This window comes from Aeromonas sp. S2(2024) (assembly GCF_041402505.1).
Classification (GTDB): domain Bacteria; phylum Pseudomonadota; class Gammaproteobacteria; order Enterobacterales; family Aeromonadaceae; genus Aeromonas; species Aeromonas media.
In genome coordinates, this window is the sequence record NZ_JBGLRL010000028.1 from 1 (window position 1) to 14,335 (window position 14,335).

Genomic DNA, 14,335 nt, shown 5'->3' on the forward strand with positions numbered 1-14,335 from the left:
AGTCGGTTAGAATACCGGCCTGTCACGCCGGGGGTCGCGGGTTCGAGTCCCGTCCGCTCCGCCACTAATTTGAAAGGCCTTCCCTCACGGGAAGGCCTTTTTGCTATGTGCATTCAGCATCCCAAGAAGCCCAATCTGTCGATTGGGCTTCTCTCGTTGTACCTTAACACGGCGAAAAGTGGACTCCCCTAGTAGTAGATGCAGAGCCAGACGGTCGTCTCGGTAGGATGGGTCCACTCCACCCTGTGCTGAAGGTGCGCCGGAATGTTGATGTAATCCCCAGGCCCAAGGTGGACGCGCTCCTGGACCCCGGTATCTGGTGTGATGAAGACCAGGATGGCTTCGCCTTGCATCAGCGCTACCCACTCGTGTTCGTCCTGATCGAACCATTCCCCCGTGGGGGTCTGTTGCCCCTGGGAGAGGATGCGCTCGATGCGAAAGTGATTGGTGCTGACCAGGTCGGTAAACACCTCATTGGGCAGGGGGGAGGGGATCTGGCCAAGCAGGTTGCCTGTGTGCATGGGCTTGTCTCCGGCTGATGGGGGCTAGCTAAGAGTGTAGAAGCTGATGAGGTGCTTCCCATGTGGAAGTTGAGGCCTCCAATGAGGCTTTAAATGGAAAAGTTCGGGAAAATGGTGCCTGATCCGCTGCAATCTAGCCAAATTCTTGCTATTTTGCGCGCCATCACGCAAACGATTTCCTTCACACATTCAGGATGAGTTATGGCAACGCAAGAAATGACGGCCCGCACCGGCAATAGCGGGTTTCTGGACTCCTATTTCTCCATCACCCAGCGTGGCAGCACTGTCCGCCAGGAGTTGCTGGCCGGTTTGACCACCTTCCTGGCCATGGTCTACAGCATCATAGTGGTGCCGAACATGCTGGGTGCCGCTGGTTTTGAGCAGGGCCCCGTCTTCGTGGCAACCTGCCTGATCGCCGCCTTCGGCTCCCTGTTGATGGGTCTGTGGGCCAAGCTGCCGATGGCCATCGGTTGCGCCATCTCCCTCACCGCCTTTACCGCGTTCAGTCTGGTACTGGGTCAGGGACTGAGCATACCGGTCGCGCTGGGCGCCATCTTCCTGATGGGTGTGCTGTTTACCCTGATCAGCGTCACCGGCGTGCGCCAGTGGATCCTGGATAACCTCCCCTCCGGCATCGCCCACGGCACCGGCATCGGTATAGGTCTGTTCCTGCTGCTGATCGCCACCAACGGCGTTGGCATGGTGATCAAGAACGAAGGAGCCGGTCTGCCGGTTCAGCTGGGGGAAGTGACCTCCTTCCCTGTCATCATGACTGTGCTGGGTCTGGCTGCCATCTTCGGTCTGGAGCGTCGCAAGGTGCCGGGCGGTATCCTGATGGTGATCATCGCCATCTCCATCCTCGGCCTCATCTTCGACCCGAAAGTGACCTGGCAGGGCTTCTTCGCCATGCCGAGCCTGACTGGTGAGAAAGGTTCGCTGGTAGGCAGCATGGATCTGCTGGGCGCCCTCAATCCGGTGGTGATTCCGACCGTGCTGGCACTGGTGATGACCGCCGTGTTTGACGCCACCGGCACCATACGTGCCGTGGCCGGTCAGGCGGGTCTCATCAACGAACGTGGTCACATCATCAGCGGCGGCAAGGCCCTGACTGCCGACTCCGTCAGCAGCATGGTGGCTGGCGTGGTGGGTGGTGCTCCGGCGGCCGTCTACATCGAATCTGCCGCAGGTACCGCAGCCGGTGGCAAGACCGGCCTGACCGCTGCGCTGGTCGGCGTGCTCTTCCTGCTGATGATCTTCCTCTCTCCGCTGAGCTATCTGGTACCGGCTTACGCCACCGCACCGGCGCTGATGTACGTCGGTCTGCTGATGCTGGGCAACGTCACCAAGCTGGACTTCAGCGATTCGGTCGATGCCCTCGCCGGTATGCTGTGTGCCGTCTTCATCGTGCTGACCTGCAACATAGTCACCGGCATCATGCTGGGCTTCGTGGCACTGGTCGTTGGCCGCATCTTCGCTGCCGAGTGGAAGAAGCTGAACATCGGCACCGTCATCATCGCCCTGGCGCTGGTGATCTTCTATGCCGGTGGCTGGGCCATCTAACCCGTCCGTTTATTCCGGTTATAGTGAAGGGCCCCGCGGGGCCCTTTTTCATGGCTGTGAGGCCGCTAACAGTTTCCCACCCGTTTGCCCCGCACCGTTTCAGATTGAAACGCCAACGCACCAAATCCTGTTTCAAATCCGAACCAAACCGACCGTCATTTTTATCCTTTTTTCTGTCGTTAGACTGGCTCCATCAACCATTTGCCCACCCTTGTGGTGGCAAGCCAAGGAGTGAGCCATGAAGAAGCTGATCAATGCCGTCGATGCCGTGGTCCGTGAACAACTGATGGGGATGGCAGCCGCCCATCCCGAGCTCAAGGTACGTATCGAACCCCACTACATCACCCGCGCCGACTCCCCCGTGATGGGCAAGGTCGCGCTGGTCTCCGGCGGTGGCAGCGGCCACGAGCCGATGCACGGCGGTCTGGTGGGCAAGGGGATGCTGGATGGCGCCTGCCCCGGCGAGATTTTTACCTCCCCGACCCCGGATCAGATGTACGAGTGCGGTCAGGCGGTCGATGGCGGCGCGGGCGTGCTGTTTCTGGTGAAGAACTACACCGGCGACGTGCTCAACTTCGAGACCGCGGTCGAGCTGCTGCACGGTGACGGCGTCAAGGTCGGCTTCTCGCTGATCGATGACGACGTGGCAGTCAAAGACAGCCTCTACACCGCCGGTCGCCGTGGCGTTGCCACGACCGTGCTGTGCGAAAAACTGGTGGGAGCCGCTGCCGAGGCGGGCTACGATCTGGCACGCTGCGAAGCGCTGGCCCGCCGCATCAACAACCAGAGCCGCACCATAGGCGTTGCCACCCACGCCTGTACCGTGCCTGCCGCTGGCAAGCCCTCCTTCACCCTGGCCGACAACGAGATGGAGTTCGGCGTGGGCATTCACGGTGAGCCGGGCATCGAGCGCCGCCCCTTCACCGACCTCAATACCCTGGTGGACGACATGTTCAGCGAGCTGGCTGACAACACCCCCTATGGCCGCACCCTGCGCCACTGGGACAGAGCCTCCGGCAGCTGGCAGGAAGAGCACACCTTTATCGAACCGCTGAATGCGGGCGATCGGGTCATCGCGCTGGTCAACAGCCTGGGCGGCACCCCCATCTCCGAGCTTTATGGCGTCTATGGTCGCCTCGCCACCCTGTGCGAAGAGGCGGGCATCCATCTGGTGCGCAACCTGATTGGCCCCTACTGTACCTCCCTCGACATGACCGGCATCTCTATCACCTTGCTCAAGGTGGATGACGAGCTGATGACCCTGTGGGATGCCCCGGTCCACACCCCCGCCCTGCGTCGCGGCTGCTAAGGAGAACCCATGTTAAGCAAGCATCACATCGTCAACTGGCTGCTCGACTGCGAACACATCTTCACCGAGCAACGTGACTACCTCACCGCGCTGGATACCGACATCGGCGATGGCGACCACGGCCTCAACATGCAGCGCGGCTTTGCCAAGGTGGCCGAGAAACTGCCTGCAGTGGCGGACAAGGATATCGGTCAGGTGCTGAAAACCACCGGCATGACATTGCTCTCCTCGGTCGGTGGCGCCAGCGGCCCGCTCTACGGCACCTTCTTTATCCGGGCGGCGGCCAGTACCGACGCCTGTCAGAGCCTGAGCCTCAGCCAGCTGTGCAAAATGCTGAGTGACGGGGTCGAGGGGATCGTCTCTCGTGGCCGTGCCGAGCCGGGCGACAAGACCATGTGCGATGCCTGGTGGCCGGCGCTGGCCGCCCTGCAACAGGCGCAGCAGCAAGAGCTGCCGCTCAACGAGGCGCTGGACAAGGCAGTGGCAGCCGCCGCAGCCGGTACCGAGGCCACCATCCAGATGCAGGCCCGCAAGGGGCGCGCCAGCTATCTTGGCGAGCGCAGCATCGGCCATCAGGATGCCGGGGCCACCTCGACCCTGCTGCTGCTGACCGCCCTGCGTGACAGAGCGAGGTTGTGACATGATCGGAATCGTAGTTGTCTCTCACAGCGCCCAGCTGGCGGCCGGATTGAAAGCGCTGGCCGACCAGCTCGGCAGCCCGGCCAAATTGCTGCTGGCGGCCGGGGTCGATGACCCCGACCACCCCATCGGCACCGATGCCATCGCAGTGATGAGTGCGATTGAAGAGGCGGATGACGGCAGCGGCGTGCTGGTGCTGATGGACTTGGGCAGCGCCCTCTTGAGTGCCGAAACCGCCCTCGAACTGCTGCCCCCCGAGTTAAGCGCGAGGGTGCGGCTCTGCCCCGCTCCGTTGGTCGAAGGCACCCTGGCCGCCGTGGTGGCGGCCGGTTCAGGCCTGACGCTGGATGAGGTGGCCGCCGAGGCGCTCGGTGCGCTGGGCCCGAAACAGGCGATGCTACCTGCCAGCGCAGTGCAAGCCGCCGCTGAGACCGCCCCCGTTGCCGACGACGGCTGGCTGCGCTGCGAAGTGGTGGTGGATAACCCCCACGGCCTGCATGTGCGCCCCGCTGCCCGCCTGGTGGCGGCACTCAAGCCTTTTGTCGCCGAACTCAGGCTGCAAAAGGGGGACAAAGAGGCCAACCCCCGCAGCCTGACCCGGGTGACCATGCTCAACGTGCGTCAGGGAGACCGGCTCACCCTGCTGGGGCGCGGGGAGGATGCCGAGGCCGCCTTGGCCTGCTTCCAGCAGCTAGCAGCGGAGCGCTTCGGCGACTGAGGTTCACATCATACGGTCAAGGCCCCGCCAGTGCGGGGCCTTGTCTTTTTAATGCTTGGGGCTTCTTGCGCGCCAGCGCCTCACCCATCACAGCTATCCGTGATAGTCGGCGGGATCAATTTCGAGCAGCTTGAGTCGCCGCCACAGGGTGGTGCGACTGATGCCAAGATGCTGGGCCATCTGGTTCACCTGTCCCTTGCAGGCGTGGGCGCAGCGCAAGATGGCTTGGCGCTCCAGCTCGGCCAGTGTGAGCAGCGGTTGCCCCACCACCTCGTCCGCCATCCGCTGATAGCCGTGCCGAATGGCGGCGGGCAGCGCCTCCGGTGGGATCTGCTCCTGACCGGAGTGGAGCAGCGCATGCTCGATGGCGCTGCGCAGCTCCCCCAGATTGCCGGGCCAGGGATAGGCGAGCAGACAGTCGAGGGCCGCCGGGCTGAACTGGCGCAGCGGCTCGCGCCCCTGCGCCGCCAACTGCTGGCTGATAAGACCGGGCAGATCCGCCGTGCGCTCCCGCAGCCCCGGCAGCCATAGCTCGCACGCCTGCAGCGCATAGAGCAGCTGGCGGCCAAACAGCCCCTCCTGCACCAGTTGCTCCAGCGGGGCGCTGCTGGTGGCGATGATCCGCACCTTGAGCGGCAGGATACGGGCCGAATCGAAGCGCTGGATGCGGCCGGTCTTGAGCAGTTGCAGCAGCGCCGCCTGCATGGGGGCAGAGAGACACTCCACCTGCTCCAGCACCAGGGTGCCGCCATGGGCCAGCTCGAACTTGCCCGCCCGCTCCTGCCCCGCCTCGTCGGAACCCATCAGCTCCAGCGCCATCCGCTCGCTCGGCAGCGCCTTGCAGTTAAGGATAATAAGCGGCCCGGCGGCCCGCTCGCTGCCAAAGTGGATCGCCTCCGCCAGCTGGGCCTTGCCCACCTCCTCCTCGCCGCGCAGCAGGATCGGCCCCTGACTCTGGGCCGCCTGCCGGGCGTAGCGCAGCAGCTTGCGCATGGAGCTCGATTCCCCCACCAGCGCCGAGAGCTCGGGCACCGTCTGGCACAGCTGGTGAATGGCCCGCAGCCGATCGACCGGGTGCAGCAGGGCGATAAAACTAACCCCCTCTGGCCCCGGCAACGGCTTGAGACTCACCAGCGCATTGATAAACTCCCCCTCCTGAGCGCCGAGCCGCTCCAGCGTCACCTCCACATGACTCAGTGGCGTCTGCCCCCTGATGGCCAGCTGCAACCGCTGGGGCAACAGCAGATGCTGCTCCAGCGGCTGGCCGAGACAGAGCGCCGGATCGAGCCGCAGCCGGTGTGCCGCCAACGCGTTGAGGTAGCGCAGCCGACCCTGCGGGTCCCAGGCCAGCACGCCGTCATCCATACCGTCGAGCAGGGCGTAGAGCTCGCTCAGATGGTGCTGGGACTCCTGCATCAGGGTCTCCATCTGCAGCAGATGGGCCAGCTCGCGCCCGGCGCTGACGGTGAGCGCCAGATCCCCGACCGTTGCCTCCTCCACCCGGCAGACCAGGGCCATGATGGCGACCTGACGGCCGTTGCTGTTGTAGACCGGGCTGGCGCAGCTGTGCCAGGGGTACAGGGTCTGGTTGAAGTGCTGGGGGCCGCTGACGCAGAGCGGTACCCCCTCCAGCGCCGCCAGGTTGATGGCATTGGTGCCGATGCGCCCCTCGCTGAAGAAGGCGCCGGGGCCAAAACCCAGCGCTTCGAGTTCTGCCAGCGTCTCGCGATGGCCGGTGCGGGCCAGCAGGCAGCCGCTCTCGTCGGTGAGCAGCAGGGCGCAGGGGCGCCCCTCCATAAATTCGTAGAGATCCTCGAGTGCCATCTCGCCGGTAGTGAGCAGATCCCGCTTGCGCTGGCGCAGGCTCTGCAAGGTCTGTCCCTTGGCGCTGTGAGGCGGATGCCAGAGGGTGGCGCTGGTCTGGTGGGCGCAGCGCAGCCAGGAGGCCTGCAGATAGTCAGGCCAGGGCTGGGAGGGTGGCATGGAGAAGATCCGGCAAGTAAACGAACCCCCATTTAACCACCCTTGCTGGCCAGATTCAGTGACCTGTCTCAGAGGGCTGTGATGCCATTGGCCCCCTCTCAGATCCCCGTCATGCCGATCTCGTCGAGCTGGACGTGAGCGGGTTGGCGCAGGGTGTAGAGCACGGCCTCGGCCAGATCCTCCACCTGCAACCAGCCGGGCTTGCGCTCCCCGGGGCAGGCCGGGGGAGGCACCTGGACCAGACCGGGGCAGAGGGTATGAACCCGGATGCCCTGATGCTGCACCTCTTCCCGCAGCGCCTTGGCGAACCCCAGCACGGCAAACTTGGCGGCGCAATAGACGCTGGCCCTGGCATAGCCGTTCTTGGCGGCCTAGGAGGCGATGTTGATGATGGTGCCGTGACGATGGGCCAGCATGTCCGGCAGGCAGGCCTGGGTCAGCAGGAAGGTCCCCTTGGCGCAGGTGTCCATGACCCTGTCCCACTCCGACTCCGGCAAGTCCTGCACCAGGTAGTCGCTGCCGACCCCGCTGTTGTTGACCAGCAGATCGATGGGGCCTAGCCGCTCCCGGGCCTCGGCGTGGCAGGCGCGGACCTGGGCGCCGTCGCAGAGATCCAGCGCGAGCGGCAGTACCCTCACCCCGTATCTGCCCTGAAGCCGCGCCGCTTCCTGTTCCAGCAGCCCCAGGCGGCGCGAGACCAGGACCAGCTCCACCCCCTGGTTGGCCAGGGCCTCGGCGATGGCCAGCCCGATACCACTGGCGCCACCGCTGATCAGGGCGCGTGTTGCTCTCAGTTTTTTCATCTTGTCTCCTCCTTCAATAGAGCAACCATTGTGTCGGCAGGGGCCTGGGGATCCCAGGGGAGGGAGGGGGTGGATTCGAACCCAGGTTCGTGTTTTGACGCGCTGATTCGAACTTTGGTTCTATGTTGGCGCAACCGGGCCCAAGCTGTGCGAGAAAAGACGCCGCCCAGTGGGCGGCGTCTTGCTTCTCTTGCGGGTGAGTCACTCCGCCGGGGGTGACGCGGGCGCCTCTGCGGCGGGTGTTTGCTCCCCCTCTTTTATCCAGGCATCCAGCAGGGTGTAACCCACCGCCAGCACCACGGGGCCGATAAAGAGCCCGATAATCCCCAGCGCCAGCAGGCCGCCGATGACGCCCACCAGGATCAGGATCAGCGGCAGGTCGGCGCCACGCTTGATGAGGAAGGGGCGCAGGAAGTTGTCCATGGTGCCCGCCAGCAGGGACCAGACCAGCAGGAAGGTGCCCCAGGTGGTGTCACCGCTCCAGTAGAGGTAGCCCACGCTGGCCAGCAGCACCGGGAAGGGGCCTATCTGGGCGACGATCAGCAGGAACATCAGCACCACCAGGATCATGACGTAGGGAATGCCGGCGATGAGCAGGCCTATCCCGGCCACCGAGGATTGCACCAGGGCGGTCACCACCACCCCCATGGCGACGGCGCGGATGGCTTGGGAGGCGAGCACCACGGCGTTGTCGCCACGCTGGCCCGCCAGGCGGTGGGCGAAGCGGCGAATGCCGTCGGCGGCTTTTTCCCCGGAGTGGTAGAGCAGGCCGCAGATGGCCACCGTCAGCAGGAAGTGGACGAACAGCAGGCCGAGGTTGCCGGCCTGGGCCGCCAGCCAGCGGGCGGTCTGGCCGAAATAGGGAGCCAGCTTGGCGAACAACACCTGACCACCGCTCGCGAGGATCTGCTGCCAGAACTCGAACAGCTTGTCGCCGACCAGAGGCACCTGTTGCAGCCAGAGCAGCTCGGGGGGCGGCGAGTGGCTCAGTTCGGTGCCGAGATCGATCAGCATGGGGGCCTTCTCCGCCACGTTTGCCAGGGCCATGAACAGCGGAATGACGAACATCAGCAGCAGGATGCAGCTCATCAGCAGCGCCGCGAGGGTGCGTTTGCCCCACAGCAGGCGCTGGGCCATCTGCATCAGCGGCCAGGTGGCGATGGTGATCATGGTGGCCCACACCAGAGCGGGCAGGAAGGGGCGCAGCACCATGAAGCACGAGATGATGAGCAGGCTGAGAAACAGCAAGCCCAGGGTGATCTTGGCCAAATCCACTTTTTTCATATGCATTGCGTTCCCTTTAGCGAGGGGGAGAGCTCCGTGGTCCGGAGCCCGTATTGATAAAAGACAGCAACCACCAGAGCGCGGCACTCAGCCAGAATCCCAGGCAGCCATAGAGTAACCCTTTTCCCGCCAGGATCAGCACAGAGCTGTCGGTGAGTATCGGGAGCGCCAACAGCAGTCCCCCAATGAGCAGACCGCCCGCCAGGACCAGCACGGCGGCGTGGAGGGCGGGAGCTGGGTGTCGTTCGAGTTGTAGCAGATTACCCGATACCAGTCCCAGGGTGAACATGGCGAGCCCCGCCAGGGCGGTGGATTGGGTCAGCCAGCCCGCGAGGGCGCAGGCCAGCAGCAGGAGAGCCCAGGGAGCTTGGCGCTGCGCCAGTGCTGCCAGTGGGGCGCGCAGTGCCAGCAGCAGGGCGCCGAGACCCAGGCCGGCCGCCACATCCGAGAGGAAGTGCACGCCGAGCCAGATGCGGGCCAGCCCGGCCAGGGCCGCCAGCAGCAGGGCCAGCCCCATGCCCTGCCAGGCTCTGAGGGAGGTCAGGGCGCCGAGCAGCAGTCCCCAGTAGAGCAGGGTCGAGGCGGCGTGGCCGCTCGGCATGCCAAAACCCTGGGCGCTCCTTTGCCCCAGCATGGGGTCGAGGTGGAAGGGCCTGGGCCAGGCTACACCCTCCTTGAGCAGTTGCACCAGCAGGGTGAGCAGCACCATGGCAAACAGCAGGTTGCGCAGCCTTGGCCAGCCCAGCAGGGGGAGCAAGAAGGGGAGCAGTGCCAGCTGGAAGGCCGCCGATCCCAGCAGATTGCCGACCTCAAGCCAGCGCGCATCTGGCCCCAGCCACTGCTGCAGGCGCTGGATCAGCGGCAGCTCTGCCCTGTGCAGGGCGTTGCCTTCGGGACTGAAGTCCGGCACCCACTGCACCTCACTCTCGGGCACCTGGGCCAGCCGGGGGGCGAGCCAGTCGAGCTGCGTCGGGAAGCGGCGCTGATCATGGGGCAGGCGGGTGGCATCGATCAGCCTGGCGTTGAGGATCTCGCCGCCGAGGTTCGGGGCCTCGAGCAGGGAGACAAAACCCGAGCCGCGCTGAGCCTGAATGGGAGAGATCGTCTGGCAGGCGAACACCAGTGCCTTCTGCCAGCGCCCCAGCTCCCCGGTGATCCGGCCATGGAGCCCCGTCTCCTCGAACAGCTCCCGCAGGGCCGCCTGGGCGGACGTCTCGCCCCCGTCTATGTAGCCGCCACTCAGGCTGTAGCGATCGGAGATCCTGTCTTGCACCAGCAACAACGCCTGCTGGTGGCGGATCACGCAGGCGGCCGCAGAGGGGGGCGATTCGGCGGCAAACAGGGAAGATGAGAGGGTGCCGAACAGCAGAAGCAGGAAAAGAGCGGGTCTGAGCATGATGGCGCTAATAAGGGAATAGATGGGGACAAGGGTCACAGAAATCAGATACTTGGGCAATGACTTCCGGTGGATGGCCGGCGCCGGCAGGGCAAGCGTCGATCCAATCTGGGGTGCAAGGATTGCCGTTGGCCCGGGCAGTCCCTAGTATTGGCGGCTATTGTTCTTCTCATTCAACACATCTTGGGGCCTTTCATGCGACAGTTCGGTTTCTTCCTGGGGATTGCCATCGGCGTCATCCTGATACTGTTTGGCAGCATCGTCATCTTCCAGGCCTTGCCTGCCGCACTGGACGTGCTGGAGATGCCGAGCCGCATCCCCTTCGTGCGCGAGGTCTACACCTGGCTGATGAGCAGCGCCAATGGCCTCACCGCCCAGCTGGAGCAGAACTTCCTGGAAGCCTTCCAGACAGTGCTCAAGCTGATCCTGCTCATCACCTTCATGTGGGTCTGCGTCAAGCTGGTCAACATGGGGGTGCTGATCATCCGGGCTGGCGTCGACCTCATCCGCACCGCCATCGAACACAGCGAAGACAAGGTGGCAAAGCCAACCGAGCAGGATCGCCACTTTTAAGGCTCCCCTGCCCATTCGCAGATAAACAACAGGCCATCCTAGGATGGCCTGTTTGCATGGTGAACGGGTTCGCCCTCTTAGTTGAGCAGCTTCTCCAGCTCGGCCTCGGCATCCGCCCTGGCCTGATCGCTCTGCTTGATCGCCTTGTCTGCTCCCGCGTCGGCCTGTTTGGCTGAGTCGCTGACGACCTTGATCGCTTGCTGCTGCGCCGTGGTGGCGCTGCTGGCAGCCTGTGTGGCTGAGTCGCTCACGGCCCGCTTGGCAGAATCCGTCACGGCCTGGTTGGCCTGCTGCAGGGTGCCGGTGACGCTCTTGTTCACCTGCTGGGTCGCTGCGCTGGTGGCGCCGTTGACCGCCTGGCTGGCGGAGCTGGAGATCGCCTGGGTCGCGCTCTGCTGCAGGCTGCCCACCATGTTGCCCAGCAGGGAGGTGCCGGACCCCGTCATCGCCTGCCCGACGCCGCTGAGCGCGGTGGCGGTGGGGTTGCCGGCCTGCCACTCCTGCATGGCGCTCGGCCAGGTCGGGGTCGCCGCCGTCAGGTTCTCGCCAAACACCTGAGTCGCGCCGTCTCCCTTTTGCAACATGACGGAGAGCTGGTTGGTATCGGCGTTCCACACCATGCCGGCCTGTTTGGCTACATCCGGTACCGGGGCGTAGCGGGAGACCACGTAAAACAGCGGCCCCTCCTGCTGCAACTCGTTGGCCGTCTTGAGCAACTGCATGGTGCTGTCGTAATTGGGCCCCAGCATGGCGGTCATCCTGTCCTTGATCAACGGCTGCTCGAACAGGTTGGCTTCGTTCGGATCGAATCCGACCAGGGGTTTGAGCAGGGCCCACATCAGCTGGCTGGTGGGGCTCATCATCAGCAAGGGGGCCACACAGGCGGACAACATCAGGCTCAGGCAGGCGGCCTGGAGCAACGGCATGATACGCATCGACAACATATCCAAGTAATTATTTGATTAATGAGGTTATATGCTGTCTTTTCCCGACAGCATGACCCGAACTGGCCCGGCCCTTCACCCATGGGGATCGGCGGGCGCTGGCAGGCTATCATATTGCTTCCGGAATGCCAGATGAGCCGACACTTATTGGTCAAGTCGGCGACACTGGTGGTCGCTTTAGGGGATCACTCTCTCGTTGTCACAGGTGTCACCCATGATCCGAACCGCGTTTTGTCTGTTTGCCCTCGGCGGCCTGCTCCCCGTGCTGGCGGCCCCGGCGTCGAACACCCTCAGCCACTCGGTGGGCACAGATCTGGTGCTGCCCTTGGGCTCGTTGCCCGAGCGGGTCTGTTGGTATCAGGATCAGAAATATTCCCTCGGATCTCGCATCCAGCAGGGGGATCTCTGGCTGGAGTGCGGCCCGCAAAACGAGCAGGAGAGCAACGGGCCCTTGGCCTGGCGCGAACCCGCCATGTATGGGCCGGTCGACGAGGGGGCGACCAGCAGGGAGACGATCAGGGTGGGTCAGTGAGCCTTTTCTTGATCCAGCTACAGACACGGGCGTGACCCCTGTCGCATAATGCAGCTCCTTTCTTCTCTTGGCTGGAACCTAAGAAATGGCTCGTCGCTCTTCCAATGCACAACGTCGTCGCAGTAGCTGGTGGTACAAACGCTTGTTGGCAAGGGAGCGGGAAGAGCGCGAAGCGCGTTCCGTCCGGGATTGATACTGCATTGAAAAACGGAGCTTCGGGCTCCGTTTTTATTCATCACCGTGGGTGGATAATGGTGCCGCTCTGCCAATGCACAACGTCGTTGCCGTAGTGAGCTAGTGGTACAAACGCTTGTTGGCAAGGGAGCGGGAAGAGCGCGAAGGCGCTGCGTCCGGGATGGATACGGCATTGAAAAAACGGAGCTTCGGGCTCCGTTTTCTATTTATCACCGTCAGCATCACGACAACGGGGGCCATCAGGCCCCCGTTTTGCTTTTGCAGATATTGCCTGCTTGCGGCTTAGCGCTGCAAGGCGGCCAGTGCCAGTTCGACCCGTTTGGCGTACTCGGGGTCGGCTTGCTCGAAGTGCTTGAGCTGGGCCGCGACTATGGCGTCATCCTCCACATTGATGAGGGAGCGGGCCAGGTTGGCGGCGAGCCGTGAACGCTGCCCCTCGTCCATGATGCGGAACAGGTTGCCCGGCTGGCTGTAGTAGTCGCTGTCATGGTCACGGAAGTCGTAGTGCAGGGCGGCCCCTTCCAGACTGAGCGCCGGTTCGTGCTGCTCGCTCGGTTGCTGGGTACCGAAGCGGTTCGGCTGGTAGTTGGGGCTGGCGCCACCGTTGCTGTCCGCCCGCATGGCGCCGTCGCGGTGGGCTCCGTGGTGGAACGGGCAGCGCGGAGCATTGACCGGCAGCAGACCGTGGTTGACGCCGAGGCGATAGCGCTGGGTGTCACCGTAGGAGAAGAGCCGCCCTTGGAGCATGCGATCCGGCGAGAAGCCGATACCGGGTACCACGTTGGCCGGGGTGAAGGCGGCCTGCTCCACGTGGGCGAAGTAGTTGTCCGGGTTCTGGTTGAGCTCCAGCACCCCCACCGGGATCAGCGGGTAGTCGCTGTGCGGCCACACCTTGGTGAGGTCGAACGGGTGAATTTTGTAAGTCTGGGCGTCGGCCTCCGGCATCACCTGCACATAGACCTTCCAGCGCGGGAAGTCGCCCCGCTCGATGGCGTTGTAGAGATCCGCCTGACTGGTCTCCCGATCCTGGCCGACGGCGGTGGCGGCCTCTTCATCTGTGTAGAAGCTGTGGCCCTGCTCGGTCTTGAAGTGGAACTTGACCCAGAAGCGCTCGTTGGCGTCGTTGATGAAGCTGAAGGTGTGGCTGCCGTAGCCGTTCATCTCGCGCAGGCTCCTGGGGATGCCGCGATCGCTGAACAGTATGGTGACCTGATGCAGGGACTCCGGATGGCGGGACCAGAAGTCCCAGGCTGCGGTGGCGCTGCGCAGGTTGGTGCGCGGATCCCGCTTCTGGGTGTGGATGAAATCGGGGAATTTCAGCGGATCGCGGATGAAGAAGACGGGGGTGTTGTTCCCCACCAGATCCCAGTTGCCCTGCTCGGTGTAGAACTTGAGGGCGAAGCCGCGTACGTCGCGCTCGGCGTCGGCGGCGCCCTTCTCACCGGCCACGGTGGAGAAGCGCAGAAAGACCGGGGTCTGCTTGCCGATGGCGTTGAACAGGTCGGCCTTGCTGAATTGGCTGATGTCGTGGGTGACGGTGAAGGTGCCGTAGGCGCCCGAACCCTTGGCATGAACCACCCGCTCGGGAATGCGCTCGCGATCGAAGTGGGCGAGTTTCTCCATCAACCAGATGTCTTGCATCAGCACCGGGCCGCGGGGGCCGGCGGTGAGGCTGTTGTTGTTGTCGACGACGGGGGCACCGTTGGCGCTGTGCAGGGTCTTGTCGGTCATGAATGTCTCTCCTTGTTGATAGGGGGTCAGCCTACGGATCTGCACAGTGACGGGCCAATGGGCTTTTCCTAGCCCTTTGATAGGCAAGACAAATGGGTGCGGGGGGATGTGTAACCGCGCCGGATATTGCATGATGGGGGTTTCGAG

11 protein-coding genes and 2 pseudogenes are annotated in these 14,335 nt (G+C 63.9%); 6 read left to right on the forward strand and 7 right to left on the reverse strand.

All coding sequences use genetic code 11. The features are described 5' to 3' along the window. Positions 1-188 precede the first annotated feature (188 nt). A complete protein-coding gene (locus tag ACB039_RS19245) occupies positions 189-521 on the reverse strand; it encodes a cupin domain-containing protein (RefSeq protein ID WP_043130806.1) in 333 nt (110 codons plus the stop codon). Positions 522-722: 201 nt separating this feature from the next. Here ACB039_RS19245 and ACB039_RS19250 point away from each other — a divergent pair, with 201 nt between their 5' ends. From ACB039_RS19250 to dhaM, 4 genes are all read left to right on the forward strand, one after another. After that, on the forward strand, positions 723-2,081 hold the full coding sequence (locus ACB039_RS19250) for an NCS2 family permease (protein ID WP_283942360.1): 1,359 nt from the start codon (positions 723-725) through the stop codon (positions 2,079-2,081). A gap of 238 nt (positions 2,082-2,319) precedes the next feature. Then, positions 2,320-3,390 carry a dihydroxyacetone kinase subunit DhaK gene (gene dhaK / locus ACB039_RS19255; protein ID WP_371166240.1) on the forward strand — a complete coding sequence of 357 codons (1,071 nt, stop codon included), beginning with the start codon at positions 2,320-2,322 and terminating at the stop codon, positions 3,388-3,390. A 9-nt stretch (positions 3,391-3,399) separates the two neighbouring features. Continuing rightward, positions 3,400-4,029 (forward strand): dihydroxyacetone kinase subunit DhaL, encoded by a 630-nt coding sequence (dhaL, locus tag ACB039_RS19260; protein WP_005355013.1) that lies wholly within the window; start codon positions 3,400-3,402, stop codon positions 4,027-4,029. 1 nt (position 4,030) lies between these two features. Continuing rightward, complete coding sequence (dhaM, locus tag ACB039_RS19265) at positions 4,031-4,747, forward strand: dihydroxyacetone kinase phosphoryl donor subunit DhaM (RefSeq protein ID WP_371166241.1); 717 nt, start codon at positions 4,031-4,033, stop codon at positions 4,745-4,747. 93 nt (positions 4,748-4,840) lie between these two features. Here dhaM and dhaR read toward each other — a convergent pair whose 3' ends face one another. The 4 genes and pseudogenes from dhaR to ACB039_RS19285 all read right to left on the reverse strand — a co-directional run bounded on the left by dhaR (position 4,841) and on the right by ACB039_RS19285 (position 10,213). Continuing rightward, complete coding sequence (gene dhaR, locus ACB039_RS19270) at positions 4,841-6,730, reverse strand: dihydroxyacetone kinase operon transcriptional regulator DhaR (protein ID WP_371166242.1); 1,890 nt, start codon at positions 6,728-6,730, stop codon at positions 4,841-4,843. A 98-nt stretch (positions 6,731-6,828) separates the two neighbouring features. Then, a pseudogene (locus ACB039_RS19275) lies at positions 6,829-7,533 on the reverse strand (SDR family oxidoreductase). A 201-nt stretch (positions 7,534-7,734) separates the two neighbouring features. Then, positions 7,735-8,823 (reverse strand): AI-2E family transporter YdiK, encoded by a 1,089-nt coding sequence (gene ydiK / locus ACB039_RS19280; protein ID WP_043129511.1) that lies wholly within the window; start codon positions 8,821-8,823, stop codon positions 7,735-7,737. A gap of 10 nt (positions 8,824-8,833) precedes the next feature. Then, positions 8,834-10,213: a phosphatase PAP2 family protein gene (locus ACB039_RS19285; RefSeq protein ID WP_371166243.1), complete on the reverse strand. Its 1,380-nt coding sequence runs from the start codon at positions 10,211-10,213 to the stop codon at positions 8,834-8,836. 195 nt (positions 10,214-10,408) lie between these two features. On the opposite strand from ACB039_RS19285, the gene ACB039_RS19290 reads away from it, so the two are divergent. Further along, the gene (locus tag ACB039_RS19290; RefSeq protein WP_005330064.1) at positions 10,409-10,786 is read left to right on the forward strand and encodes a hypothetical protein; all 378 of its coding nucleotides are present in this window, start codon (positions 10,409-10,411) and stop codon (positions 10,784-10,786) included. A 131-nt stretch (positions 10,787-10,917) separates the two neighbouring features. Here ACB039_RS19290 and ACB039_RS19295 read toward each other — a convergent pair. After that, positions 10,918-11,721, reverse strand: a pseudogene (locus ACB039_RS19295) (hypothetical protein); the annotation flags it as partial. Positions 11,722-11,944: 223 nt separating this feature from the next. On the opposite strand from ACB039_RS19295, the gene ACB039_RS19300 reads away from it, so the two are divergent. Continuing rightward, complete coding sequence (locus tag ACB039_RS19300) at positions 11,945-12,262, forward strand: YnjH family protein (RefSeq protein WP_371166244.1); 318 nt, start codon at positions 11,945-11,947, stop codon at positions 12,260-12,262. Positions 12,263-12,739: 477 nt separating this feature from the next. Here ACB039_RS19300 and ACB039_RS19305 read toward each other — a convergent pair whose 3' ends face one another. Continuing rightward, positions 12,740-14,188 (reverse strand): catalase, encoded by a 1,449-nt coding sequence (locus tag ACB039_RS19305; RefSeq protein ID WP_371166245.1) that lies wholly within the window; start codon positions 14,186-14,188, stop codon positions 12,740-12,742. Between the last annotated feature and the right edge of the window lie 147 nt (positions 14,189-14,335).

Bases quoted from the DNA above. Each gene is read 5' to 3' on its own strand.
- ACB039_RS19245 (WP_043130806.1), bottom strand. From the start codon at position 521: ATGCACACAGGCAACCTGCTTGGCCAGATCCCCTCCCCCCTGCCCAAT.
- ACB039_RS19250 (WP_283942360.1), top strand. From the start codon at position 723: ATGGCAACGCAAGAAATGACGGCCCGCACCGGCAATAGCGGGTTTCTG.
- dhaK (WP_371166240.1), top strand. From the start codon at position 2,320: ATGAAGAAGCTGATCAATGCCGTCGATGCCGTGGTCCGTGAACAACTG.
- dhaL (WP_005355013.1), top strand. From the start codon at position 3,400: ATGTTAAGCAAGCATCACATCGTCAACTGGCTGCTCGACTGCGAACAC.
- dhaM (WP_371166241.1), top strand. From the start codon at position 4,031: ATGATCGGAATCGTAGTTGTCTCTCACAGCGCCCAGCTGGCGGCCGGA.
- dhaR (WP_371166242.1), bottom strand. From the start codon at position 6,730: ATGCCACCCTCCCAGCCCTGGCCTGACTATCTGCAGGCCTCCTGGCTG.
- ydiK (WP_043129511.1), bottom strand. From the start codon at position 8,823: ATGCATATGAAAAAAGTGGATTTGGCCAAGATCACCCTGGGCTTGCTG.
- ACB039_RS19285 (WP_371166243.1), bottom strand. From the start codon at position 10,213: ATGCTCAGACCCGCTCTTTTCCTGCTTCTGCTGTTCGGCACCCTCTCA.
- ACB039_RS19290 (WP_005330064.1), top strand. From the start codon at position 10,409: ATGCGACAGTTCGGTTTCTTCCTGGGGATTGCCATCGGCGTCATCCTG.
- ACB039_RS19300 (WP_371166244.1), top strand. From the start codon at position 11,945: ATGATCCGAACCGCGTTTTGTCTGTTTGCCCTCGGCGGCCTGCTCCCC.
- ACB039_RS19305 (WP_371166245.1), bottom strand. From the start codon at position 14,188: ATGACCGACAAGACCCTGCACAGCGCCAACGGTGCCCCCGTCGTCGAC.